Annotated in this window: 19 protein-coding genes; 7 read left to right on the forward strand and 12 right to left on the reverse strand. The window is 61.3% G+C overall.

The annotated features are described in order from the left end of the window. The first annotated feature begins 226 nt into the window (after positions 1-226). Positions 227-1,321, forward strand: coding sequence for an AbrB family transcriptional regulator (locus AB8B31_RS14130; RefSeq protein ID WP_018242823.1), 1,095 nt, complete (start codon positions 227-229; stop codon positions 1,319-1,321). Positions 1,322-1,381: 60 nt separating this feature from the next. Here AB8B31_RS14130 and AB8B31_RS14135 read toward each other — a convergent pair whose 3' ends face one another. Continuing rightward, a complete protein-coding gene (locus AB8B31_RS14135; RefSeq protein ID WP_018446523.1) occupies positions 1,382-2,296 on the reverse strand; it encodes an AraC family transcriptional regulator in 915 nt (304 codons plus the stop codon). A 45-nt stretch (positions 2,297-2,341) separates the two neighbouring features. On the opposite strand from AB8B31_RS14135, the gene AB8B31_RS14140 reads away from it, so the two are divergent. Further along, the gene (locus AB8B31_RS14140) at positions 2,342-2,749 is read left to right on the forward strand and encodes a DUF2000 family protein (protein ID WP_018242825.1); all 408 of its coding nucleotides are present in this window, start codon (positions 2,342-2,344) and stop codon (positions 2,747-2,749) included. Positions 2,750-2,798: 49 nt separating this feature from the next. On the opposite strand, the gene AB8B31_RS14145 is transcribed toward AB8B31_RS14140, so the two are convergent. The 9 genes from AB8B31_RS14145 to AB8B31_RS14185 all read right to left on the reverse strand — a co-directional run bounded on the left by AB8B31_RS14145 (position 2,799) and on the right by AB8B31_RS14185 (position 16,486). Then, complete coding sequence (locus AB8B31_RS14145; protein WP_012758248.1) at positions 2,799-3,464, reverse strand: OmpA family lipoprotein; 666 nt, start codon at positions 3,462-3,464, stop codon at positions 2,799-2,801. 273 nt (positions 3,465-3,737) lie between these two features. Continuing rightward, the gene (locus AB8B31_RS14150; protein ID WP_018242826.1) at positions 3,738-4,736 is read right to left on the reverse strand and encodes a flagellin N-terminal helical domain-containing protein; all 999 of its coding nucleotides are present in this window, start codon (positions 4,734-4,736) and stop codon (positions 3,738-3,740) included. Positions 4,737-5,108: 372 nt separating this feature from the next. Further along, on the reverse strand, positions 5,109-8,264 hold the full coding sequence (locus AB8B31_RS14155) for an efflux RND transporter permease subunit (protein WP_112904112.1): 3,156 nt from the start codon (positions 8,262-8,264) through the stop codon (positions 5,109-5,111). Continuing rightward, positions 8,261-9,472 (reverse strand): efflux RND transporter periplasmic adaptor subunit, encoded by a 1,212-nt coding sequence (locus tag AB8B31_RS14160; protein WP_112904114.1) that lies wholly within the window; start codon positions 9,470-9,472, stop codon positions 8,261-8,263. Before AB8B31_RS14160 ends, AB8B31_RS14155 begins: the two co-directional genes overlap by 4 nt. Before the next feature lie 268 nt (positions 9,473-9,740). Then, positions 9,741-10,664, reverse strand: a complete 924-nt coding sequence (locus tag AB8B31_RS14165; RefSeq protein WP_112904116.1) for an adenylate/guanylate cyclase domain-containing protein — start codon at positions 10,662-10,664, stop codon at positions 9,741-9,743. 160 nt (positions 10,665-10,824) lie between these two features. After that, entirely contained in the window at positions 10,825-12,375 is a 1,551-nt protein-coding gene (locus AB8B31_RS14170) for a SpoVR family protein (protein WP_112904118.1), read from the reverse strand. Then, positions 12,372-13,643, reverse strand: a complete 1,272-nt coding sequence (locus tag AB8B31_RS14175; protein ID WP_018242830.1) for a YeaH/YhbH family protein — start codon at positions 13,641-13,643, stop codon at positions 12,372-12,374. The genes AB8B31_RS14170 and AB8B31_RS14175 overlap by 4 nt, the downstream gene beginning before the upstream one ends. 12 nt (positions 13,644-13,655) lie before the next feature. Then, complete coding sequence (locus tag AB8B31_RS14180) at positions 13,656-15,599, reverse strand: PrkA family serine protein kinase (protein WP_018242831.1); 1,944 nt, start codon at positions 15,597-15,599, stop codon at positions 13,656-13,658. 410 nt (positions 15,600-16,009) lie between these two features. Next, positions 16,010-16,486 carry a VOC family protein gene (locus tag AB8B31_RS14185; protein WP_439007458.1) on the reverse strand — a complete coding sequence of 159 codons (477 nt, stop codon included), beginning with the start codon at positions 16,484-16,486 and terminating at the stop codon, positions 16,010-16,012. Between the two features lie 245 nt (positions 16,487-16,731). Between AB8B31_RS14185 and AB8B31_RS14190 the strand changes: the two genes are divergently transcribed. Continuing rightward, on the forward strand, positions 16,732-19,212 hold the full coding sequence (locus AB8B31_RS14190; protein WP_018242833.1) for an ATP-dependent helicase: 2,481 nt from the start codon (positions 16,732-16,734) through the stop codon (positions 19,210-19,212). Positions 19,213-19,239: 27 nt separating this feature from the next. Here AB8B31_RS14190 and AB8B31_RS14195 read toward each other — a convergent pair whose 3' ends face one another. Next, positions 19,240-19,587, reverse strand: a complete 348-nt coding sequence (locus AB8B31_RS14195) for a hypothetical protein (RefSeq protein ID WP_026188466.1) — start codon at positions 19,585-19,587, stop codon at positions 19,240-19,242. Between the two features lie 399 nt (positions 19,588-19,986). On the opposite strand from AB8B31_RS14195, the gene AB8B31_RS14200 reads away from it, so the two are divergent. The 3 genes from AB8B31_RS14200 to AB8B31_RS14210 all read left to right on the forward strand — a co-directional run bounded on the left by AB8B31_RS14200 (position 19,987) and on the right by AB8B31_RS14210 (position 22,195). Beyond that, the gene (locus AB8B31_RS14200; protein WP_130652756.1) at positions 19,987-20,472 is read left to right on the forward strand and encodes an EF-hand domain-containing protein; all 486 of its coding nucleotides are present in this window, start codon (positions 19,987-19,989) and stop codon (positions 20,470-20,472) included. 331 nt (positions 20,473-20,803) lie between these two features. Then, a complete protein-coding gene (gene pncA / locus AB8B31_RS14205; protein WP_130652757.1) occupies positions 20,804-21,430 on the forward strand; it encodes a bifunctional nicotinamidase/pyrazinamidase in 627 nt (208 codons plus the stop codon). A 99-nt stretch (positions 21,431-21,529) separates the two neighbouring features. Continuing rightward, the gene (locus AB8B31_RS14210; RefSeq protein WP_130652758.1) at positions 21,530-22,195 is read left to right on the forward strand and encodes a dihydrofolate reductase family protein; all 666 of its coding nucleotides are present in this window, start codon (positions 21,530-21,532) and stop codon (positions 22,193-22,195) included. Positions 22,196-22,298: 103 nt separating this feature from the next. Here the strand turns inward: AB8B31_RS14210 and AB8B31_RS14215 are convergent, their stop codons facing one another. Next, a complete protein-coding gene (locus AB8B31_RS14215) occupies positions 22,299-22,562 on the reverse strand; it encodes a DUF2164 domain-containing protein (protein WP_131703018.1) in 264 nt (87 codons plus the stop codon). A 133-nt stretch (positions 22,563-22,695) separates the two neighbouring features. Here AB8B31_RS14215 and AB8B31_RS14220 point away from each other — a divergent pair, with 133 nt between their 5' ends. Then, positions 22,696-23,427: an AzlC family ABC transporter permease gene (locus AB8B31_RS14220; protein WP_018242839.1), complete on the forward strand. Its 732-nt coding sequence runs from the start codon at positions 22,696-22,698 to the stop codon at positions 23,425-23,427.

The following is a 23,427-nucleotide window of genomic DNA, read 5'->3' on the forward strand; positions in this document are numbered from 1 at the left end:
CAAGAGGGAGACATACATAAAAACAATGACTTAGCGCGGCAACATGAATCAAATTCGCATCTTAAGGCGCCGAGTAGCCAAATTTCGCAATTGACCGCTCGTCTTCCACCCGCCTATACCGGACCCGCGCCAGCCGGCTCTCGTAGCCGGCCTTTTTTCGTCATGCCGGAGCCCCTCCCATATTCAGCCTCAGGGCTTGGCGCCGGCCAGGAAAGACACGGGGATCATGTCACTCAGCGACGCAAGCCGCCTGCTGCGGGATGCCGGCCTGCCGAAATGGGCGCTGCTGCTCGCGCTTTCCTCAGCTCTTGTCGTCTTCCTCGAGCTCTTCGCCCTGCCGGCCTCGCTGCTGATCGGACCGATGGTCGCGGCAATCGCACTGGCGCTGACCGTCGGCAAGGGAAAGCTTCGCGTGCCCTTCTGGCCGCTGCAGTTCGGCCAGGTCCTCGTCGGCCTGATGATGGCGCGCACCATCACCCCTGACATTCTCGGCACCATGGCGAAGGACGCGCCGCTCTTCCTGCTGTTCATCTTCTCGGTCATCGCCATCGCCACCGGCCTCGGCTGGCTGCTGACGCGCTGGCAGGTGCTGCCGGGAACGACGGCGGTATGGGGCTCCTCGCCGGGCGGCGCCTCCGCCATGGTCATCATGTCGGAAGCCTATGGCGCCGATGGCCGTCTCGTCGCCTTCATGCAGTATCTGCGCGTCGTCTTCGTCGCCGTCGGCGCCTCGGTGATCTCGCGCCTGTGGGTGGCAGCCGACGGCGCCGAGCCGCCGCCGCTTGTCCTCTTTCCCGAGATCGACTGGCCGGACTTTGCAGCGACGATGGCTTTTGCGGCCTTTTGTGCCTATGGCGTTTGGCGCCTGCGCCTCCAGGGCGGCACGATCATCGTCCCGCTCTTTCTCGGCGCCTTGCTGCAGGGCACGGGCCTCCTGAAGATCGAGCTGCCGATGTGGCTGCTCGCCATCGCCTATGCGCTCGTCGGTTGGAGCATCGGCCTGCGTTTCACCCGCTCGATCCTCAAGCACGTGGCGCGCGCCCTGCCGAGGGTATCGGCCTGCATCGTGCTGCTGATGGCGCTCTGCGGCTGCATGGCGGTGGCGCTTCACGTCTTCGCCGGCATAGACCCGCTGACCGCCTATCTCGCCACCAGCCCCGGCGGCGCCGATTCCGTCGCTATCATCGCCGCCTCCAGCGATGTCGACGTGCCCTTCGTCATGGCGATGCAGACCGGTCGCTTCCTGGTGATCCTGATGATCGGCCCGATGCTCGCCCGTTTCATCGCGCGCCGCTCCGGCCTTGCGGAAAATCCCGCTTGATGCATATCGCACCAAAAGCGCGCAGCGGTTTTGGGATAACGACATGCATAAATCAAAGACTTAAAGCGCGTCGCATGAATCCGGATTGACGCGACGCGCTTTAGAGCGCGGCGCGGAGTTATGCGCGAGCGCTGCCCACTGGCCGGGCGTCATGCCGTATGCCTTCTTGAAATGGCGATTGAGATGGCTCTGATCGGCAAAGCCGGTCGCCGCCGCCACATCGGAAATCCCTTCGCCCGCGCCGATCATCGCCCGCGCCCGCTGCAGCCGCCGCATCAAAAGGTAGCGATGCGGGCTGGTGGCGAAGACCGCCCGGAAATGCCGCGACAGCGCGAAACGGTCGAGCCCCGTCACCGCTTCCAGCTCTAGGGAATGCACTGCCCGGGTCGCATGCGCCTCAAGATAATCTCGCGCCGCCTGCGCCTGCCGCCAGGCGACATCGCCGAGCGGCCGGCGCGGCATGCGCGCATGCCGTGACAGCTCGCCGGTCACCCGCGATACGAAATCGTCGACGAAAAGCTCGTCCAGTTCGCGGTCGAGTTCGCCGAGTGCTGCCAGCAGCACGCCCGCCAGCGCGGGATCGCCGATAACGGGTTCATCGACAAAAGGCAGGCCGACGCCATCGGCTTCCAGGCATTCAAGAAGCAGCGACGGCTCCAGATAGAGCATGCGGTACTGCAGCCCGTCCTCGGTCCCCGCCCCGCCGTCATGCTCCTCATCGGGATGCAGCACGATCACCTGTCCCGGCATGCTGAAGCGCCGCTCGCCGCGATAACGAAAGGTCTGAACCCCCTTCAGGGTCACGCCGAGCGCATAGGTATCGTGTCGGTGCGGCTCGAAGGCATTGCCTGAGAACTGCGCCGCGATGCGCTCGATGCCGGGAAAGGCCGGCGCAGCCAGGATGGCGTTGCCGGATGGTCCCGCGCACAAACGTTCAAGACCTTCGAAGACCTGCGGATGTAAATCCTGGTTCAACGCGCCCGATACTCCATAACCCGTAGTTAGGTGAAAGACCGTCCGATGTTTGATACCAAAATTGCCGTCGTCCTGCGAAACAATCTTGCCGGCTGGCAGAAGCTGAACGTCACCGCCTTCCTGATGACAGGCATCGCCGGCCGGCATCCGGAGATCATCGGCGAAGACTATAGGGACCGCGCTGGCAATCTCTACAATCCGCTATCGATCCAGCCGATCATCGTGCTCTCTGCCGACGAGGCGACGATGTCAGCCGTTCACCGCCGCGCGCTGGAGCGCGATATTGCCAGCTCGCTGTTCATCGAGGAGATGTTTGCGACCGGCCACGACGCAGCCAATCGCGCCGTCTTCGCCGAATTTGCTCCCGAAGACGCGAAGGTGGTCGGCATCGCGCTGCGCGCCGAAAAGAAGATCGTCGACAAGATCACCAAGGGTGCGACGATGCAGCATTAACAAAAACGGCCGGGCTAGGCCCGGCCGCTTCAAAGGTAGAAAATCCGCTTCAGCCCTGCGTGATCGGAGCGATCTGGATCTCGACGCGGCGGTTCTGCGCCCGGCCGGCCTCACTCGCATTGGAGGCGACCGGCTGGGACGGGCCGAAACCGACGGCGGAGACGCGGCGCTGGTCGATGCCCTGGCCGCCGAGATAATCGGCAACCGACAGCGCACGGCGCTGCGACAGGTCCTGATTGTGCTGCAGGCTGCCGGTCGAATCCGTATGGCCATTGACGTCGATCAGCGTGCGGTTGAACTTGCGCAGCACGATCGCCACCGAATTCAGCGTCGGATAGAAGCCCGGCTTCACCGCGTCCTGGTCGACGTCGAAGGTGATGTTCGAGGGCATGTTGAGGATGATGTTGTCGCCGTTGCGTGTCACCGAAATGCCGGTGCCTTCGAGCTGCGCGCGAAGCTCGGATTCCTGCTGGTCCATGTAATTGCCGATCGCGCCGCCGGCGAGAGCGCCGACGCCTGCGCCGATCAACGCCGCATTGCGCTTGCCGTGGCCGCCGCCGCCGACAGCCACGCCGACGAGAGCGCCGCCGAGGGCGCCAAGCGCGGCGCCGCCCGCCGTATTGGAAACCTTCTGTTCACCGGTATAGGGGTCGGTCGTCGTGCAGGCACTGAGATAGCTTGCGGCAATAGCGAGAAGTACGAATTTTTTGATCATGGACAGGACGGTCTCCGTTCGACTGATCCGAGCAAATGGCAAGGATTGCGGCAAGAAAATGAAGATGTTCCCCTGATAGGGGAATTTCAGGCGCCGAAACAGAAGCGATGTTGCGGGAATGCGCAGATATCACCAGTTTTAGCGAGTAGTGCGCCTGCGCGACGGTATGGCCGAACGATAGCCTCTGCGGCCAGCGCGACAATCAGCCCTCATGGTCATGAGGCCGAAAGGCCGTCTCGAACCACGAGGGCGGATGGCTGGGTGACCGCACTCTTAGAAATTCTGGAACAACTGCCTGACCGTATCGTAGGTCGCGTTGGCGATATTCAGCGATTGCAGGCCGAGCTGTTGCTGCGTCTGCAGCGCCCTGAGCTTGCTGGACTCTTCCTCCATGTCCGCATCGACAAGCCGTCCGATGCCGGCGGTGATGTTGTCGTGGAGTTTCGTGGCGAAGTCGTTTTGCAGGTTGATGCGCTTCTCCAACGCGCCGAAGGCTGAACCGACTGTCGTCAGCTGCGTCAGTGCCGCATCGACGACACTGATCATTTCGCTGACCTGTCCTTTCGTCGTGACGTCCGAGAGCGAAATCACCACCTGCCCCGTGGTCGTGCCGTTCTTGCTCTCCATCAGCACATAATTCTGCGAGGCGCCGAGCTCGGTGGCGAAATAGGCCGATGTCAGCACGCCGTATTCGCCCGAACCGGTGGCGCGATCGTCGATCAGGTAGCGCGCGTCCTTGGAGGAGGTGCTCCCGGTCGGCGTCGTGTCGATATGGTAGCTCAGCATGCCGACCGAGATCGTGCCGTCGGCATTGCGGATGAAGGAGGCCGGGATCTGGCGCGGCTGGGTCGGCGTCGCGTTGTTGTCGAGAACCACCCAGTTGTCGCTGTTGAAAGTCGCCGCCTCGGAGACGCTGCGCAACTGCTCCTGCAACTGCTTGATCTCTTCGTTGACCTTGTTCTTGTCGATGCCATCTTCGGTCGCGGCAACCAGCTTGGCCTTGATCTCCGAGACGACATCGATGACGTTCTGAACGCCGGTATAGGCCGTTCCCATCGTCGCCGCCGCCATACCGAGCGCATCCTGGATTGCTGAAATCGCCTTGTTGTCGGTTCGCGCAGTGGTCGCGACAGACCAGTAGACGGAATTGTCTCTGGCCTCCGCGACGCGCTTGCCGGTGGTGATGTGGTTTTGCGTGACCGCCATATTGCGGTTGATATCGCGCAGCACATGAAGCGCCGCATCCACCGAGACGCGCTGGTAAATACTCACGGAACTAAACTCCAAAAACACAACAGGACGCAAACTGCACAAGAAATGAACCGTCCGCGCGGACTCTCATGTCCGGGGTCGCTGGAATTCCAGCGCGTTGCGGCCTCCAAGAAACGAAGAAGACCAGTCGGTTACTGATAACAATCATTGCCGTTTATGCTTAACAAACGACTAAACTTCAGAAGTAATTTATCTTATTTCGCAAGGTTTCATACACCATGAGGAGCGCCGCCCGATTACAGCGCCCCGCGTCTTTTCAGACCCGCAAAGGACGGTGTAGCACCTTGAATTGCTGCAAAATTTATCCTTAAATCCATTCCGATTTAAGGGGTTGTGCGGCAGTCCGGCGGCCTTCGAAATCGGATGAACGCCTTATTCGGCGGCCTGCAGCTGCTCGTCGTCGGGCGCAGCGCGCGGCCGCGTGGCGACCGACATCTCTTCGTGCAGGCGCGCCTCCTCATGGGCGTGCGGCTTGGCGAAGCGGGCAAGCAGCAGATAGGCGACCGGCGTGATGAACAGCGTCACCAGCGTCGCGAAACCGAGACCGCCGACGATCACCCAGCCGAGCGCAACGCGCGCTTCGGCGCCCGCGCCATGGGCAAAGACCAGCGGCACGCCGCCGAGGATGGTGGCGATCATCGTCATCATCACAGGGCGAAGGCGTAGCGCGCAGGCCTTCTCGATCGAGGACCGCACATCCTCGCCCCGGTCGCGGAGCTGATTGGCGAATTCGACGATCAGGATGCCGTTCTTCGCCATGACGCCGACCAACAGCACCAGGCCGATCTGGCTGTAGATGTTGAGGCTGGAGCCGGTGATAACAAGCGCGAAGACGGCGCAGGCAAGACCGAGCGGCACCGTCGACATGATGATCAGCGAGGACAGCACGCTTTCGAACTGCGCAGCCAGCACCAGGAAGATGATGACGATGGCGAAGCCGAAGGTCAGCGCCATGCCGCTCGAATTCTCTTCGAGCGTCGCCGCCTCGGCAAGCGGCAGCAGGCGGGAGCCTGGTGGCAGCAGCGGCTCGGCAAGAGCCGTCACTTGGCTGACGGCATCGCCGAGCGACATGCCGTTCCTGAGTCCGGCGGTGATCGCGACGGAGGCGAGCTGCTGCTCGCGATTGAGCTGCGGCGCGACCGACCCTTCCTTCATCGTGGCAATGACCGACATCGGCACGATCTTTCCATCGCCGGTCTTCAGGAACACGTTCTCGAGGTCGGTCGGATCGTCGATCGGCCGCGTCGTCGAGGTCAGAAGCACGGGATAGGATTCGCCGTCGACGAAGACGTCGACCACCGAGCGCCCTTCGAGCAGCGATTGGATTGCCGTCGAAAGCCCGGTTATGTCGATGCCGAGATCCGAGGCGCGCTCGCGGTCGATTGTCACCGACACCTGCGCCTGGCTGGGCTCGTTAGTCAGGCGCGGCGTCTCGTATTGGCCAGTGGCCTCGAGCGCCTGCACCAGCTTGGCGGCCGCCGCCGTCAGCGCCTCGTGATCATTGCCGATCAGCGCCATCTGCACGCCGCTGCCTGCGCCGCGGATGCGCAGGCTGTTCGATGAGATAGCATTGCCGCGCAGAGCCGGCACCCTGGAGGCCGCTTGGTTGATATCGCCGACGATCTCCGCCTGCGTCCTCTGGCGCTCTCCCCAGGGGGCAAGCGTCAGCACCATGAAGCCGCTGTTCAGCGAACCGCCCTGGCCGGAAATCGAGAAGACGTTGCGAATGTCGCCGCTGTCGACCAGCGGCTGCAGATATTCCTCGACGAGCTGCATCTTGTCGCGGGTATATTCGAGGCTCGATCCCTGCGGCGTCGTCAGCCGCATCATCACCATCGACCGGTCCTCTTCGGGCGTCAGCTCACTCTTGACCGTCGAGAAGGCGACGAGTGCCGCACCGGCAAAGATCACCGAGAACAGGATGACCACGAAGGGCGCGTTGAGACAGCCGTGCAGAGCCCATTTGTAGAGATTGGCAAGCGCCCCGCCGAAGCGGCCGAGCACGCCGTGATCTTCGAGCATCGGCTTCGTCAGCATGCGCGAGGCAAGCATTGGACACAGCGTCAGCGCCACGATCGACGACAGCCCGACCGAGAAAGCGAGCACGAAGCCGAATTCGCGGAAGAGTCCACCGACCTGTCCCGGCAGGAAGGAGAGCGGAATGAACACCGCCGCCAACGTCGCCGTCGTGGCGATCACGGCGAAGAACACCTCACGCGTGCCGAGCACCGCGGCCGCGCGCGGTCCCATGCCTTCGGCGCGCCGGCGCACGATATTTTCGAGCACGACGATCGCATCGTCGACAACGAGGCCGGTCGCCAGCACGATCGCGAGCAGCGTCAGAATGTTGATCGAGAAGCCGACCATATAGATCGCCGCCAGCGTGCCGATCAGCGCCACCGGCATGCTGACCGCCGGAATCAGCGTCGCCCGCCAATCGCGCAGGAAGAGATAGATGACGGCGGTGACGATGACGGCGGCGAGCACCAGCGCCAGCACCACCTCGTGGATCGCGCCCTGGATGAAGACGGCGTCGTCGCTGGTGATGGCAATCGTCGTGCCCTCGGGCAGCGTCTTCGACAGTTGGTCGACAGCCGCCTTGATGCCGGTCGAGATGTTCAGCGTATTCGACTGCGCCTGGCGGATGATGCCGAGGCCGATGCCCGGCTTGCCGTTGGAGCGCAGCGCCGTTTCGCCGTCGCGCGGCCCGAGCATCACCGTCGCGACGTCGCCGAGCCGGACGCGGTCCTGTAGGATCACGTTGGAAAAATCCGCCGGCGTCTGCAGGTTGGCGGTGGCGCGCACCACGATATCCTGCGTATTGCTCTTCAGCGATCCGGCCGGCACGTCGAGTGCGGCATTGTCGAGCGCCTTCGTCAGGTCGCCGATGGTCAGCCCGCGGCTGGCGAGCGCGCCCTGGTCGACGTCGACGCGGAAGACCTTCTCCTGGTCGCCATACTCCTCGACGTCGGCAACGCCGTCGACGGAGGCGAGGCGATCGATCACCTCGTTTTCGACGAGCTGCGTCAGGTCGTCCATGTTGAGCTTGGTGGAGGTGACGGCAAGTCGCAAGATCGCCGAGGAATCCGAATCCGCCTTGACGATCTGCGGCGCGTCCGCTTCGTCGGGCAGGTTCTGGGTGATGCGGCCGATCGCGTCGCGCACGTCGTTGGCGGCGACCGCGAGATCGATCGCATCCGAGAATTCCAGAGTGACCCGGCTCTGGCCGAAGGAAGAGGTCGACGAAATCGACTTCAGGCCGCTGACGCGCGCGACCGCCCCCTCGATCACCTTGGTCAACTCCTGGTCGATCGTCTGCGGCGAAGCGCCGTCGAAGGTGGTGCGCACGGTGACGACGGGACGGTCAACATCCGGCAGTTCGCGCACCTCGACGCCGACATAGGCGGCAAGGCCGGCGACGACCATCAGCGTGTTGAACACCAGCGCCAGGATCGGCCGGCGAACGAAAAGTGCGGTGAAGCTCTGCTTGCCCGAGGCCCTGTCCTGATGAATCTCGGTCACGCTCATTGGGTGGCGACCTCCGCAGTCGCGGCGACATCGGCGCTCACACGCACAGCCCCGCCCTCACGCACACGCTGCAGGCCCTGCGTCACGATCTTGTCGCCGTCCTTGAGGTCAGCTTTGACGAGCACGAAATCCGGGTTGCGCTGCACGATGCTGACCCGCACCTTGCGCGACTTGTCGTCATTGACCTGCCAGACGAATGACCCTTGTGAATCCCACTGCACGGAGACCGGATCGACCGCCGGATATTTGTCGCCGGCAAATTTCATGCTGACGCTGAAGGACATGCCGGCGCGCAACTCATCCGAACTATTGTCGATCTTGGCGCGCAGGCGAAGTGTGCGACTTGCCGCGTCGATGCGGTTGTCGACGGCTTCGACCACGCCGGAAAAGACCTGTCCCGGCCGCGCCACCGACATCGCCTCGACCGGTTGACCGACCAACACAGTATTGGCGAAACGCTCCGGCACCCAATAATCGACGAGGATTTCCGAACGGTCGTCGAGCGTGACGATCGGGATGCTCGTCGTGACGTTGTCGCCGATATTAACCGGCACGATGCCGACGATACCGTCGATCGGCGCGGTGATGTTGCGCCGTGCGAGATTGAGCTCGGCGGCCTGCAGTTGCAGCCGCGCGCCCTGCTCGGCAATCTCGGAATCGAAGACGTCCATGCGCGACACGCTGGACTTGATATTGTGATAGAGATTGGACTTCTCGACGGCGGCTTTGACCGCCACGTCAGCCTGGCCGCGGGCGATCACCTGCTCCTCGCTGTCGAGCTTGGCGAGCACCTGCCCGGCCTTCACCCTGTCACCAGACTTGATGAGGATTTCGCGGATCGTGCCCGATGCCTGCGGCGTGACCGCCACCGAGCGGATCGCGTCCCCCGTGCCGATGGCGTTCAGCCGGTCGTTGACGACGCCCTGGACGACAGCCTGCGTCGCGACGAGAATGGCGCTGTTGCGCCCGCCGCCGTTGCGGCGGTTTTGTCCCTGCCCTTGTCCGTCGCCGCGCTGCTGCCCTTGCGCCCGGGCGGGAGCATCGGCATCCGCAGTCTCCTCAGCCTTCGGCGCGATCTTGGAAACGATGCTGTCTGGAATACCTGCATCGCGCATCGTATCGCCGGCGCCGGGCACAAAGAAAACCCACGCGGCAAAGCCGGCAACAATGACGATGAGCGACAGTATAAACTGCTTCCAAAAGGCCATTCACGTCTCCAGAGGGACTCGAGGTTGGACCAGGGTCGGTCGAAAGAGGCGCTGCGGGATCAAGATTCCCGTCTGATGCGACAATATCGCGCGTTTACAGCTCACCGGCAAGCATAAGCAGCCGGCATTACCGATTTGTAATATCAGCAAAGAATGGAAATAACCCGACCGCTCACTTTTGCTTGAACGAACACTCGCCGCTGTCTTTGACACCGCCGATTGTCGGGCGAAATATTGCACAAAATCTCTGACGATGCGGGTTGGATGTCTATCGGCGCATCGACCATCGCACGCCCATGACGGCCGCAATCCCCAGTATCGGCCACATCGCCCAGAACTGCCCCGTCCAGGTGAAGAGGTTGATGCCGGCAATGCCGAGCGCCACGATCGCCAGCGAGGTGATCTTGCGGTTGAACAGCGTCTGGTCGCGGTTCCAGGCGAGCGCCGCGACGACGGCCAGCGCCAGCACAGGAAAGCGCGCCCAGAAAACGCCCTGCCATGACAGCAGATTGATGCAGATCAGGACAGCGGCGATGACGGCGAGCACGCCGTAGAGCCTACGTTCGCGCGGTGCCGGCCTTGCCTCGGAGATTGCCGCCGCCATAACCGCCGGCTGCGGCTGCGGACGCGCGGGGCCGGATCGTTCGGCAGGCGGCGTCTCGTCCCTGGCATCGCCGATCTTCACCGCGTAGCTCGGCACGCCTTCATCGACATTCTTCACCATCAACGGTCCGAGAAACTCGAAACCAACAGCCACCTTGTTGCGCACCTGATCGTAGACTGTGCTTGAAATGACGATGCCGCCGGCCGCAGCCGAAGCCTGCAGCCGCGCCGCAATATTGACGCCGTCACCATAGATGTCTTCGCCTTCGACGATCACGTCGCCGAGATTGATGCCGATGCGAAAGAGCATGCGCCCGTCGGCCGGACGGCGGGCGTTGAAGCCCGCGAGTTCGTTCTGGGTGTCGACGGCCGCGCGCACCGCTTCGACCACGCTCGGGAAATCGGCGATCAGCCCATCGCCCCAGGTATTGATGACGCGGCCGCCATGGCTTTCGATGAGGCGCCCCATCGCTTCTCGGCAGCGCTTCAGGCTCGCAAGCGTCCCCTCCTCGTCAGCCCCCATCAGCCGCGTATAGTCCTGCACGTCAGCACAGAAGATCGTCGTCAGCTTGCGCCGCGTTTCACTCATGGTCTCTCGTCTCCGCGCCATCCGCCCCGGGAAAGATCGCTGCAAAGGCTGAAACTGGTCGAGATCAAGTGGGCGATTGCAACGGCGGTAAACTACTAAGGCTTTGTGTTTGTTGCCACCGATAATTGTTCACGTTATCGCCCGTCAGCACAACGGGTGATTATTGAACGATCTTGCGCGGGCTCGCCGTGTGTTCTCTCGCCACCGCGCTGGAACTGTCGATTTCCTGAAGCAATACGTCATAGCCCCAGAGATCGGCGAGATGCTGCAGGACGAGCTTCGTGTCATTTTCCTGAAGATAGCAGCCATTCATCATGATGTGTTGCAGCAACAGCCGGCGGTCGCCGGCGAGATCGACATCGACGATATCGATTGCCGGATCTGTCCAGCCGATATCATATTCGCGGGAGAGCTGGCGGCGGATGCGCAAGTATCCACGCTCATTATGGATCGCCGAAACCAGCACTCCCTCGGTCTGTTCAGGATCGTCGTAGAGATGGAACAGCCGCAACTGCCGGATCAGGTTCGGGCTCAGAAACTGGCTGATAAAGCTCTCGTCCCGGTAATTGGCCCAGATGTCGCGCAGGACCGCCATCGCATCGCCTCGTCCAGCGATATCGGAAAACCATGTGCGGTCCTCTTCCGTCGGCTTCGTGACGATCCGCTCGATATCCTGCATCATCGCAAAACCAAGCGCATAGGGGTTGAAGCCCGAGAACCGCCGGTCGTCGTAGCTCGGCTGGAACACGACGTTGGCGTGCGACTTCAGGAATTCGAGGAAGTTTCCGTCGCTGATCTGCCCCCGCTCGTGAAGCCGGTTCATGATCTGGTAGTGGACGAAAGTGGCGGTTCCCTCGTTCATCACCTTGGTCTGCCGCTGGGGATGGAAATATTGCGCGACGTGGCGGACGATGCGGAGGATCTCGCGCTGCCACGGCTGCAGCCGCGGCGCCGATTTTTCAAGGAAGTAAAGGATGTTGTCCTGCGGAAGACCGAGGGCGGCGCGGCGCTTTTCCAGGCCGATGTCACCCGCCTTCCGGGCCTTGCCGACCGGAACCGTGCGCCATAGGTCGTTGAACATCTGCTCCTCGTGGGCGCGGCGCTCCTGCTGCCGCTTCTCCTCCTGGCGAAGATCGATGGTGGTCTTGCCCGCGTATCGATGTACGCCGTGCGACATCAGCGCATGGGCTGCGTCGAGCGTACGCTCGACCGCCGTCTCGCCGTAACGCTCCTCACAGCGGGTGATATAACCCTTGGCGAAATCGAGGTAATCGAGGATACCCTCCGCATCGGTCCAGAGCTTGAAGAGATAGTTGTTCTTGAAGAAGTGGTTGTGGCCGAAGGCCGCATGCGCGGTGACGAGCGTCTGCATCGTCGCCGTGTTCTCTTCCATCAGGTAGGAGATGCATGGAGAGCTGTTGATGACGATCTCATAGGCAAGGTCGCGCATCCCGCGGCGGTAGAAGGTTTCGTGATGCGCGAAGTGCTTGCCGAAAGACCAATGGCGGTAAAAGAGCGGCATGCCGGTGGAGGAATAGGCATCGAGCATCTGCTCCGAGGTGATGACTTCGATCTGGTTCGGATAGACATCGAGGCCGAGTTCGTTAAGCGCGATCTCCTCGCAGGCGTCGTGGATGCGCTGGAGCGTTGCGAAATCCCAGTCGGCTCCCTGGAACAAAAGCCGCTCTCTTGGTCTCATCGTCGTGGTCATGGCGTCACCCTCGACTGTGCGTCACGTTTCTGGAAGAGATCGTGGAAAACAGGGAATATTTCGCTCCGCCGGCAGACCTTGCGCATCGAAAGCGATAGCTCGGAACGGATCCCGTCATAGAGCATCCAAAGCGGTGAACGGGATATTGAGGAGTCGCCGCCCTCTTCGCCGACCTCGATATAGGCGAAATACTGGCACAGCGGCAAAATCTCGCGCAGCAGTTGCCCGGTCAGGTTTCCGTCCGAATGGGCGTTGTCACCGTCCGAAGCCTGGGCGCCGTAGATATTCCACTCTGCCGGATCGAAACGCGCCGCGATGATCCCGCGCATTGCCGCAAGGGCGCTGGATACCAGCGTCCCGCCCGTCGCCGGACCATAGAAGAAGGTTTCCTCGTCGACCTCCTCGGCCTTGTCGGTATGACGGATGAAGACGATCTCCACTTTCTTGTATCGCTTCGACAGGAAAAGGTAGAGCAGCAGGTAGAACCGCTTCGCAAGGTCCTTCATGTGTTCCGACATGGAGCCTGAGACGTCCATCAGGCAGAACATCACGGCCTTCGCCACAGGCTTCGGCTCGTTTTCGAAGCGGCGATACCGCACGTCGAGCGGATCGATATAGGGAATGCGCCGGCTTTTTTCCGTCAGGGATTTGAGTTTTGCCTCAAGCGTCAGGCGGCTTTCGTCGTCCTCGCATTCCTCGATCTGTCGCTGCAGGGCTTCGATCTCTTCGCGACGCGGACGGTGAAGCGCGACGCGGCGCATCATCGCGAGCCTCGTCGTGCGACCGACGGCGATGTTGGACGGCGATCCCGATACGGAATAGCCGGCCCGCGACGGAGTTTCCTCCTCGGTTTCGGTCAGACGCCGCTTGGCAAGGTCGGGCAGTTCCAGGTCATCCAGAAACACATCGAGGAATTCCTCGCGCGTCAGCACGAAACGGAAGCCGTCCTCGCCATCGCCTTCGCCTGCATCTTTTGGTTTTCCACCCTTCCTACCCGGCGGCCGTGGAATGATATCGCCTTCGACGAATGCCCTGTTTCCCGGCAGGATGTGATCGGCGACGCCGCCGTCGCCCCTTCGAAGGCTCGGTTCGGCCATTCCATCGATCGGCAGGCTGATCTCACCGCCGTCGAGCACATCGCGAATGTTCCGGTTTTGCAGAGAACGCTTTACCGCCTGCTGCACGGCGCCTTTCATGCGCCGAAGAAACCGTTGCCGATTTTCCAGACTTTTACCGCGCGGATTTAGCCGACGGTCGACAATGTGCATATTGGCTCCACATTAACTTGCCTGTTTGACGCGCATGTACCATTCGACGAGGCGCCGAACCTGCCTCTCCGTGTAGCCCCGCGCAGCCATGCGCGAGACGAACTCGCTGTGTTTCTTTTCTGTTTCCGAATCCTTCTTCGAACCGAAGGAAATGACCGGCAAAAGATCCTCGACCTGCGAGAACATTCGCTTCTCGATGACTTCCCGGATCTTCTCGTAGCTCGTCCATGACGGATTCTTTCCGCCGTTGGCTGCCCGCGATCTCAAGCAGAACTTGACGATTTCGTTGCGGAAATCCTTCGGATTGGCGATTCCCGCCGGCTTTTCGATTTTCGTCAGTTCCTGGTTGAGGAGCTCGCGATCGAGAAGCTGGCCGGTATCGGGATCCTTGAAGTCCACGTCTTCGATCCAGGCATCGGCATAATCCACGTAGCGGTCGAACAGATTCTGCCCGTAATCCGCATAGGACTCAAGATAGGCCTTCTGAATCTCATTGCCAATGAACTCTGCGTAACGTGGTGCAAGATCGGCCTTGATGAACTCCAGATAGCGCTTCTCGACATCGTCGGAAAACTGCTCGCGGCGGATCGACTGCTCCAGCACATACATCAGATGAACCGGATCGGCGCCAATATCCGTGGTGTCGTGATTGAAGGTGGAGGCGAGCACCTTGAAGGCGAAGCGGGTCGATATGCCGTCCATGCCTTCGTCGATGCCGGCGGCATCCCGATATTCCTGGACACTGCGGGCGCGCGGATCCGTCTCCTTCAGGCTCTCGCCGTCATAGGTACGCATCTTCGAGAAGTACGTCGAATTCTCATGTTTACGCAGACGCGAAAGCACGGAGAAGCGGGCCAGCATTTCGAGCGTCGCGGGGGCGCATGGCGCATCGGCCAGTTCCGATCCCTCGATCAGCTTTTCGTAGATCTTCTGCTCTTCCGTGACGCGCAGGCAATAGGGCACCTTGATCACGCAAATACGGTCGATGAAGGCCTCGTTGTTCTTGTTGGCCTTGAAGGTTTGCCATTCCGCTTCGTTCGAATGCGCAAGGACGATGCCGGAGAAGGGTATGGCGCCGATATTCTCGGAGCCGATATAGTTCCCCTCCTGCGTCGCCGTCAGCAGCGGATGCAGCATCTTGATCGGCGCCTTGAACATCTCGACGAATTCGAGCACGCCCTGATTGGCGCGGTTGAGGCCGCCCGAATAGCTGTAGGCATCGGGATCGTTCTGGGAATAGGTCTCCAGCTTGCGGATATCGACCTTGCCGACCAGTGACGAGATATCCTGATTGTTCTCGTCTCCAGGCTCGGTCTTGGCGATAGCGATCTGGCGCAGCCGCGAAGGCTGTACCCTGACGACACGGAAGCGGGAAATATCACCCCCAAAATCATCGAGCCGCTTCAGGCACCACGGGCTCATCAGTCCGCTCAGGCGTCGCAGCGGAATGCCGTATTGCTCCTGCAGGAGCGATCCCATCGTGTCCGGGTCGAACAGGTTGAGCGGACTTTCGAAAACGGGGCTGATCTCGTCACCCGCCTTCAGCACGTAGATCGGATGAAGCTCCATCAGCAGCTTCAGCCGCTCGGCCAGCGATGACTTGCCGCCGCCGACCGGGCCGAGCAGATAAAGGATCTGCTTGCGCTCCTCGAGCCCCTGCGCCGCGTGCCGGAAGAAGGAAACGATGCGTTCGATTGTCTCTTCCATGCCGTGGAAGCCGACAAAGGCCGGATAGATCCGGATGGTCCGGTTCATGAATATCCGACCGAGGCGCGTGTCCCTGGCGGTGTCGACCATCTGCGGTTCGCCTATCGCGGCGAGCAGGCGCTCGGTCGCATTGGCATAGGCAAGCGGTTCCTTTTTGCAAAGGTCGAGATACTCCGCGATCGACATATCGGTTTCGCGACGCGCATCATAGGTGCGGGTGAACGCATCAAATACGGATTCACTCAGCATGGGCCCTCCATTCAAGGTTAATGCCACAGGCTCTAGGTCGTCATACCAAGGAGATGGACACGACATTCCTAAGAATCAATAGTTTCGCAGGTATATTCCACGCTCACCGGCTGTTTCTGGCAATGCACAAAAACGTGCATGCACCGGTTATTTTTTTACTCTACGAAACTGTTCCTTATTGTAGTGGAGAAGGGTGCCATCGCGGTATCAGCACATTTCGCGACGTGACAGAAAGATGAAAAAGGTGTGCAATGTCGCCCGTGATTCGAGCACTGGAGAAATCGACGGTTGGCAGCCAATCTGCGCAAAGTCGATGCAGGACAGCGTGTGCCGATCCGCTTCAGACATGATGGAAACGGACGCATCGCGACTATGCGCCCATCATCGTGATCATACGCTAACCGCGCGACTCAGCCGTTGAATGCCTTCTCCAGCGCGGCGACATCGATCTTGACCATGCCGAGCATCACTTCGGTTACGCGCCTGGCCCGCTCGCGGTTGCTGTCGGCGATCATTTCGGACAGCGTGCGCGGCACGATCTGCCAGGAAAGACCCCAGCGGTCCTTCAGCCATCCGCAGGCCTCCGGCGTGCCGCCATTGGCGAGAAATGCCTCCCATATCCGATCGATCTCGGCCTGGCTTTCCACAAGAATCGCGATCGAGAAGGAATGATTGAAGCTATCGAGCGGGCCGGCCTTCATCGCCAGGAAGGCCTGGTCGGCGAGCGTGAACTCGATCAGTTCGACACTGCCGGGAGGCCCGCTCGGCGTTTCCGCCGGCAAAATGGTGGTGCGGCCGATCCTGGAATCCGGGATAACAGACACATAGAATTCGACGGCTTCGCGTGCTTCCTCGGCGAACCAGAGATTTGAAACGACCTTCGGCATGAAACGACCTCCTTGTTGACGGTATCGATCCGGACTGCTGTCCGATGACCTAAGGACGCCCCACCGGCGCCGGTTCCGACAGGCCGCGAACCGTTTTTTGGCCCCGCTCGCCCGCGTGACCACCATGGCCGCGCTCTGCGGCGGCATTGCTGCCCGCAACCTACCGCCCGGAATAGCGGCGGCTCGGGAATGAAAGCAGAACATCTTTTCTGGTCTTTCCTTCCCGAATCACTACATTACGCGCCATGAGCAATAGTTTCGACGATATGCCCTTCTTCGACGAAGAGCCGGGCGAGATGGCGCGCAAGCCGCAGCCGCCTGCCGCACCCGCCGAAAGGGCGCCCGTCGCCGGCGGCGGCATCGCGGCGCGCGCCATGGCGGCTCGCGACGGTGGCAAGCGGCCGGATTACCTCGCCGGGCTGAACCCCGAGCAGACCGAAGCCGTCGAAACGTTGGAAGGCCCCGTCCTCGTGCTGGCCGGCGCCGGCACCGGCAAGACGCGCGTACTGACGACCCGCATTGCCCATATCCTCAACACCGGCCGTGCCTTCCCCTCGCAGATCCTCGCCGTCACCTTCACCAACAAGGCGGCCCGCGAGATGAAGGAGCGCATCGCGCTGCTCGTCGGTGGCGCCGTCGAAGGCATGCCCTGGCTCGGCACCTTCCACTCGATCGGCGTCAAACTTCTGCGCCGCCACGGCGAGCTCGTCGGCCTGCGCTCCGATTTCACCATTCTCGATACCGACGACGTCGTCCGCCTGATCAAGCAGTTGATCCAGGCCGAAGGCCTCGACGACAAGCGCTGGCCGGCCAAGCAGTTCGCCGGCATGATCGACACCTGGAAGAACAAGGGTCTCGGCCCCGCCGATATCCCCGAGGGCGACGCCCGCGCCTTTGCCAATGGCCGCGGCCGCGATCTCTATTTTGCCTATCAGGCGCGCCTGACGACGCTGAACGCCTGCGACTTCGGCGACCTGCTGATGCATCCGATCGCGATCTTCCGCAAGAACCCGGATCTCTTGAAGGAATATCACGGCCGCTTCCGCTATATCCTCGTCGACGAGTATCAGGACACCAACACCGCTCAGTACATGTGGCTCAGGCTTCTCGCCCAGCGCCCCAAGGGCGAGCCGCAGAACGTCTGCTGCGTCGGCGACGACGATCAGTCGATCTATGGCTGGCGCGGCGCGGAGGTCGACAATATCCTGCGCTTCGAAAAGGATTTCCCCGGCGCCAAGGTGATCAAGCTCGAGCGCAACTACCGCTCGACCGAACATATCCTCGGCGCCGCTGCCCATCTGATCGCCCATAATGAGGGCCGCCTCGGCAAGACGCTGTTCACCGACCGCTCCGATCCCGATGACGTCAAGGTGCAGGTCCACGCCTCCTGGGATTCGGAGGAGGAAGCCCGCGCCATCGGCGAGGAGATCGAGCAGCTCCAGCGCGGCAAACATCTGCTGAACGACATGGCGATCCTCGTGCGCGCCTCCTTCCAGATGCGTGAATTCGAAGACCGCTTCGTCACCCTCGGCCTCAACTACCGTGTCATCGGCGGCCCGCGCTTCTACGAGCGCCTGGAAATCCGCGATGCCATGGCCTATTTTCGCCTGGTCGCTCAAGCCTCCGACGACCTCGCCTTCGAACGCATCATCAACACGCCGAAGCGCGGCCTCGGCGACACGACGGTACGTGCGCTGCACGACTATGCCCGCGCCCGCGATATACCAATGCTTGCGGCGGCGGCCGACATTATCGAGACGGACGAGCTGAAGCCGAAGGCGCGAAAGGCGCTCTTCGACGTGATTCAATCTTTCCGCCGATGGCAGGAACTGCTTGAAAACACACCGCATACCGAACTTGCCGAGCAGATCCTCGAAGAGTCCGGCTATACCGACATGTGGAAGAACGACAAGAGTGCCGAAGCCCCCGGCCGCCTTGAGAACCTCAAGGAACTGATCCGCTCGATGGAAAGCTTCGAGTCGATGCGCGGCTTCCTCGAACACGTCTCGCTGGTGATGGATGCCGAGACCAACGAGAACCTCGACGCCGTCTCGATCATGACGCTGCATTCGGCCAAGGGCCTGGAATTCGACACCGTCTTCCTGCCCGGCTGGGAGGAAGGCCTCTTCCCGCACCAGCGCTCGCTCGATGAGAGCGGCCGCGCCGGCCTGGAGGAGGAACGCCGCCTCGCCTATGTCGGCATCACCCGCGCCAAGCACCGCTGCCACATCTGGTTCGTCTCCAACCGCCGCATCCATGGCCTCTGGCAATCGACCCTGCCCTCGCGTTTCCTCGACGAACTGCCGGAAACCCATGTCGAGGTCGCCGAAATGGAGCAGAGCTACGGCGGTTACGGTCGCGGCGGCTACGGCCAGTCCCGCTTCGACAAGGCCGAACCCTTCGCCAACTCCTATTCCACTCCCGGCTGGAAACGCGCCCAGGCCAACAAGACCGATGCCACGCGCGACAATTGGGGCACCCGCTCCGGCCACGCCGTCGAACGTATCGGCTACGGCGAGAGCGGCCCCAAGGGGCGCACCATCGAAGGCGAGCTGGTGGCGAAATCGACCTCATCGGAACCGTCGAGGTTCACGCTCGGCGACCGCGTGTTCCACCTGAAATTCGGCAACGGCAACATCACCGGCATCGAAGGCAACAAGCTGACGATCGAATTCGACCGGGCCGGACAGAAGCGGGTCTTGGACGGGTTCGTCGAGCGCGTTTGACCTGGCATCAACACGGCGCGAAAACCTTCACCCGAGCATCCGCATCCTTCCGAGCCCGAGAATATCGTTGATCAGGGCAATGCCGATTCCGGCGGCGACGATTCCCAATCCAATCAGGAAGAGCCGGCGAGACCGATCATATTTGACGGCAAAGAGAGAATCGCGCGCGAGCAGATCGGCAAAGACCTTCACCTGGACGGCGATGCCGATGGTCAGAAACAGCATCGGCGGAATATCGATGCGGCTCCAGTCGTTGGGATTGGAAACCCAGACACTAATAAAATTAAGGGAGAAGCCGAGGATGATCCCGGCCGCCGTCAGCGATCCGTTGCGGAACGTCGCATCGATCTTTTCGTCTGGATCGGGCTCGGACATGGCTTCGCTCCGGCTTGCTGCTGAGGCAAGAAAGGCAGAAATCGCGGCAGGGAGCAAGATCGACCTGGCGTAGCGCTTCGAGAAGGCGGACGAAATGCCGCAGCGGCGGAGAGCTGGTATATCGCCCATCGCCCCTTCCGCAAGCCGCACCGGCGCGATCTCCTGCTATCGCACGCATGTGCTTCCGCTCGCCAGAACCCATGGGTCGCCAAAAAAAGCCAATAATTCCAATGAGACAGTTTTGGTAACCGAAAGGTTAACGTGCGTCGCCCCGCGCCGTCAATCGCACTTCTACCCTGTCAAAACGTCGCTTTGACGCTTTGCGCAAATCAGCTTAGCCCAAAGGCTGCCCGCCCATGAAAGGCAGGCTTCACGACGAACTTTTCAAAGGAGGTTCAAGTGACCAGTGTTTCATCTCTCGGCAGCACAGTGACCCAGTACCAGTCTCCACTTTCCAGCCTCGACAAGAATGGCGACGGTGTCATTTCGGCGGACGAGTTGGCCGCCGCCTCGCCGTCCTCGACGTCGACCGACAGCGACGACAGCAGCACCGATATCGTCAAGAAGATCACCGCCGATATCCTGTCGCTGATGCTGTCCATGCAGAAGACCGACGGCAGCGACGATCAGGGCGACGGCAGCGATCAGAGCGACGACGATTCCAAGGGCGTCTTCGCAGCGATGGATACGAATGGCGACGGCAAGTTGACCGAGTCCGAATTCCTCGCCGCCGATCCGAACAGCATCAAGACTTCAGGTGATAGCGATCCGCTCCTCACCAAGGTGTTGAGCGACATGCAGACGGCCCTTCAGGCCTACCGCAATACCTACGGCGCTTCCGCCGCAGCAGGTGATTCCGCAGCCGAAGACGTGGCGGCCGTCTAGCTGGCCAAGATCCGGGCTCTGCCGGGGGAGCCTCGATCCATCGATGCGCACAAAGGCGTCCTACGCAGGCAGATCGATTTGCCGGCAATTGCCACCGTCGCGGGCTGCGATCCGGAAATCATGCACGAGCCGTCCCCATCCCTCCGCTCCATTTCAACACGAGAACCGCCGCCAACTAACGCAATGATTGCATTAGAGCATTCTGTTTCGACGACTTACTACCGCTAGTGCCAGAATTAACACTTGCGCGTCCGCGCCTGGAAATCCACTAGTTGATCCATTCAGTGTGCTTGGCGTCTTGCACTGCAATAAAGCGAAGGGATTGGCCTTGATGAAAGCGCTGCTGCTCGTCGATATTCAGAACGGCTTCTGTCCGGGTGGCAATCTGCCGGTGCCGGAGGGCGACAATGTGGTTCCCGTCGCAAACAGACTGATCGATAGCGGCAAATACGATTTGATCGTCGCCTCGCAGGACTGGCATCCGTCTGGCCATGGCAGCTTTGCCTCCGCCCATCCGGGTGCCGCCCCCTTCGAGATGGGGGAACTGTCGGGCAAACCGCAGATGATGTGGCCCGACCACTGTATTCAGGGTACGCTTGATGCCGAACTGCATCCCGAGCTCAAATCCGAAGAGATCGACCTGATCCAGCAGAAGGGCGAGAATCCCTATATCGACAGCTATTCGGCCTTCCGCGACAATGACCGCGACGCCTCGACCGGCCTTTCCGATTTCCTCGAGGACCAGGGCGTCACCGACCTAGACGTCTGCGGACTGGCAACCGACTATTGCGTCAAATTCTCTGCGCTCGACGCGCTGGAGATGATGCCTGGTGTCCGCGTGCGCTTCATCAAGGATGCAAGCCGCGGCATCACCCCCGAAGGCGTCGCCGCCGCCATCGAGGAAATGCAGGCGCATGGCATCGCGATCATCGACAGCGCCAAGGTCCTAGCCGGCTAGTTTAGCTCGGATAACGCCCGAAAAAATCGCATCGAATGTCGGATCGGTGCAAGTCAATCCGTCCTTGGCTCTGAACGCACCAACAATGGGAGTTGAGAGATGAGAAAGTTAGTTGCTGCCGCCTTCGTGAGTTTGGACGGCGTCATGCAGGCGCCCGGTGGGCCGCGGGAGGATCCGACCGGCGGCTTCACTCAGGGCGGCTGGACCGTCAACTATTGGGACGAGCCGATGGGCCAGTTCATGGGCGGGATCTTTACCGATCCCTTCGAACTGCTGCTCGGCCGCAAGACCTACGAAATCTTCGCCGCGCACTGGCCCTTCGTCGGGAAAGACGATCCGATCGGCAAAGTCTTCAACGCCGTGACCAAATATGTCGCGACCACTTCCGCAGAGCCGCTCACCTGGGCAAATTCCGTCGCCCTGCGCGGCGATGCAGCTGCCGAAATCGCCCGGTTGAAGCAGCTGGATGGCCCCGTCCTCCTGACACAGGGCAGCAGCGGCCTGTTGCAGACCCTGTTGGCGCATGACCTGATCGACGAGTTGCGGCTTCTGACTTTCCCGCTCGTGCTTGGCCCGGGCAAACGCCTGTTCGGTCAAGGCGCCAAGCCGGAGGCGCTGAAGCTCACCGCCAACACGGTATCGACGACAGGCGTCATCATGAGCATCTACGAGCGTGCTGGCGCAATCAAGACAGGCACGTTCGAACTGGCGCAGCCCTCCGAGGCCGAAATCGCCCGCCGGGAGAGGATGAAGCGCGAGGGCTGACGCCTTCTGCCTTCCGCAATCTTTGCGGGGCGCGGCGCCGCCGCGTCCCGTTATCGGCTGCAGCGCCGCGCGTCCCTTCAAATGCGCAAGGAACGCCTTAAAACTATGCAGCAGTGCCTTTGCTCTTGTCGTCTCGCTCCAGCACATAGATGTCCTCGGCCAGGTCCTCCATCTTCCTCAGAAGCGCCGCATGCGCATCACGAAGGCCCTGGTTGTAATAATGGGCGCCGATCTCGTCCGCGAAGAAATCGAGCAGGAATTCCGCCTGCAGCACGCCGATCGGCTGGTCGAGCTCGGCCTCGAAATAGCGGCGAATGCTGGCAACGATCGTCGCCTTCGTCTCCTTCGAAAATTCGATCTTCTTCATCATTGCCTCTTTGCCGAATGCGATCGGGACTTTGATGGTTCAGCAAAATCGATTGGTCAATCAAGGAAATTCAATTGCTGTTGCAAGCCATAGACCATAAGGGAAAACTTGTATTCCAACTGGACAAGATCGCATGAATCGCGCCGACTTTGTTGAAGGTTTGCGGGGTGGCTCCGCCGTTGCGCTGGCATCCGCGCCCTTTGGCGCTCTCTTCGGAGCGCTTGCGGTCGAAAACGGCTTGTCGCTCTCCGAAACCGCCTTCATGAGCGCCACCGTCTACGCCGGCGCTAGCCAGATGGTCGGTATCGAACTCTTCGGTCACAATGTCCACGCCTGGCTGATCGTGCTGTCGATCCTCGCCGTCAATTTCCGCCACGTGCTCTATTCGGCGGCCCTGGCGCGCTACATCGGCCATTTCACGCCGGTGCAGAAATTCTTCACCTTTTTCCTGCTCGTCGATCCGCAATTCGCCGAAGCGGTCAAGCGCGGCGAGGCCGGCCGGCAACTCACCTTCGCCTGGTATTTCGGCTTCGCCATCATCATCTACGTCCCCTGGGTGCTGATCAGCGTCGCCGGCGGCATGCTCGGCGGCTTCATTGGCGATCCCAAGGCCATCGGCCTCGACATCCTGCTGCCGGCTTATTTCCTTGGCATCGTCCTCGGCTTCCGCAAGCGAGACAATTTCCTACCGGTGGCGCTCGTCAGCGCGGTGGCTTCCGTGCTCGCCTACCGCTATGTCGGCTCGCCCTGGCATGTCAGCCTCGGCGCCGCCGTCGGCATCGTGCTCGCCGCCGTGCTGCCTTTGCCGCAGCAAGAGCCTGATCTCGAAGCCGACGCCCTTCAATCCGAAGTGCACGAGGTCTGA

It is taken from the genome of Rhizobium sp. 62_C5_N11_2 (genome assembly GCF_051811185.1).
In the GTDB taxonomy this organism is placed as follows: domain Bacteria; phylum Pseudomonadota; class Alphaproteobacteria; order Rhizobiales; family Rhizobiaceae; genus Rhizobium; species Rhizobium leguminosarum.

Coding starts and splice junctions, on each gene's coding strand:
- AB8B31_RS14190 (WP_018242833.1), top strand. CDS start 16,732: ATGAGCAATAGTTTCGACGATATGCCCTTCTTCGACGAAGAGCCGGGC.
- AB8B31_RS14160 (WP_112904114.1), bottom strand. CDS start 9,472: ATGGCCTTTTGGAAGCAGTTTATACTGTCGCTCATCGTCATTGTTGCC.
- AB8B31_RS14140 (WP_018242825.1), top strand. CDS start 2,342: ATGTTTGATACCAAAATTGCCGTCGTCCTGCGAAACAATCTTGCCGGC.
- AB8B31_RS14195 (WP_026188466.1), bottom strand. CDS start 19,587: ATGTCCGAGCCCGATCCAGACGAAAAGATCGATGCGACGTTCCGCAAC.
- AB8B31_RS14155 (WP_112904112.1), bottom strand. CDS start 8,264: ATGAGCGTGACCGAGATTCATCAGGACAGGGCCTCGGGCAAGCAGAGC.
- AB8B31_RS14130 (WP_018242823.1), top strand. CDS start 227: ATGTCACTCAGCGACGCAAGCCGCCTGCTGCGGGATGCCGGCCTGCCG.
- AB8B31_RS14220 (WP_018242839.1), top strand. CDS start 22,696: ATGAATCGCGCCGACTTTGTTGAAGGTTTGCGGGGTGGCTCCGCCGTT.
- AB8B31_RS14175 (WP_018242830.1), bottom strand. CDS start 13,643: ATGCACATTGTCGACCGTCGGCTAAATCCGCGCGGTAAAAGTCTGGAA.
- AB8B31_RS14185 (WP_439007458.1), bottom strand. CDS start 16,486: ATGCCGAAGGTCGTTTCAAATCTCTGGTTCGCCGAGGAAGCACGCGAA.
- AB8B31_RS14170 (WP_112904118.1), bottom strand. CDS start 12,375: ATGACCACGACGATGAGACCAAGAGAGCGGCTTTTGTTCCAGGGAGCC.
- AB8B31_RS14215 (WP_131703018.1), bottom strand. CDS start 22,562: ATGAAGAAGATCGAATTTTCGAAGGAGACGAAGGCGACGATCGTTGCC.
- AB8B31_RS14210 (WP_130652758.1), top strand. CDS start 21,530: ATGAGAAAGTTAGTTGCTGCCGCCTTCGTGAGTTTGGACGGCGTCATG.
- AB8B31_RS14180 (WP_018242831.1), bottom strand. CDS start 15,599: ATGCTGAGTGAATCCGTATTTGATGCGTTCACCCGCACCTATGATGCG.
- pncA (WP_130652757.1), top strand. CDS start 20,804: ATGAAAGCGCTGCTGCTCGTCGATATTCAGAACGGCTTCTGTCCGGGT.
- AB8B31_RS14165 (WP_112904116.1), bottom strand. CDS start 10,664: ATGAGTGAAACGCGGCGCAAGCTGACGACGATCTTCTGTGCTGACGTG.
- AB8B31_RS14145 (WP_012758248.1), bottom strand. CDS start 3,464: ATGATCAAAAAATTCGTACTTCTCGCTATTGCCGCAAGCTATCTCAGT.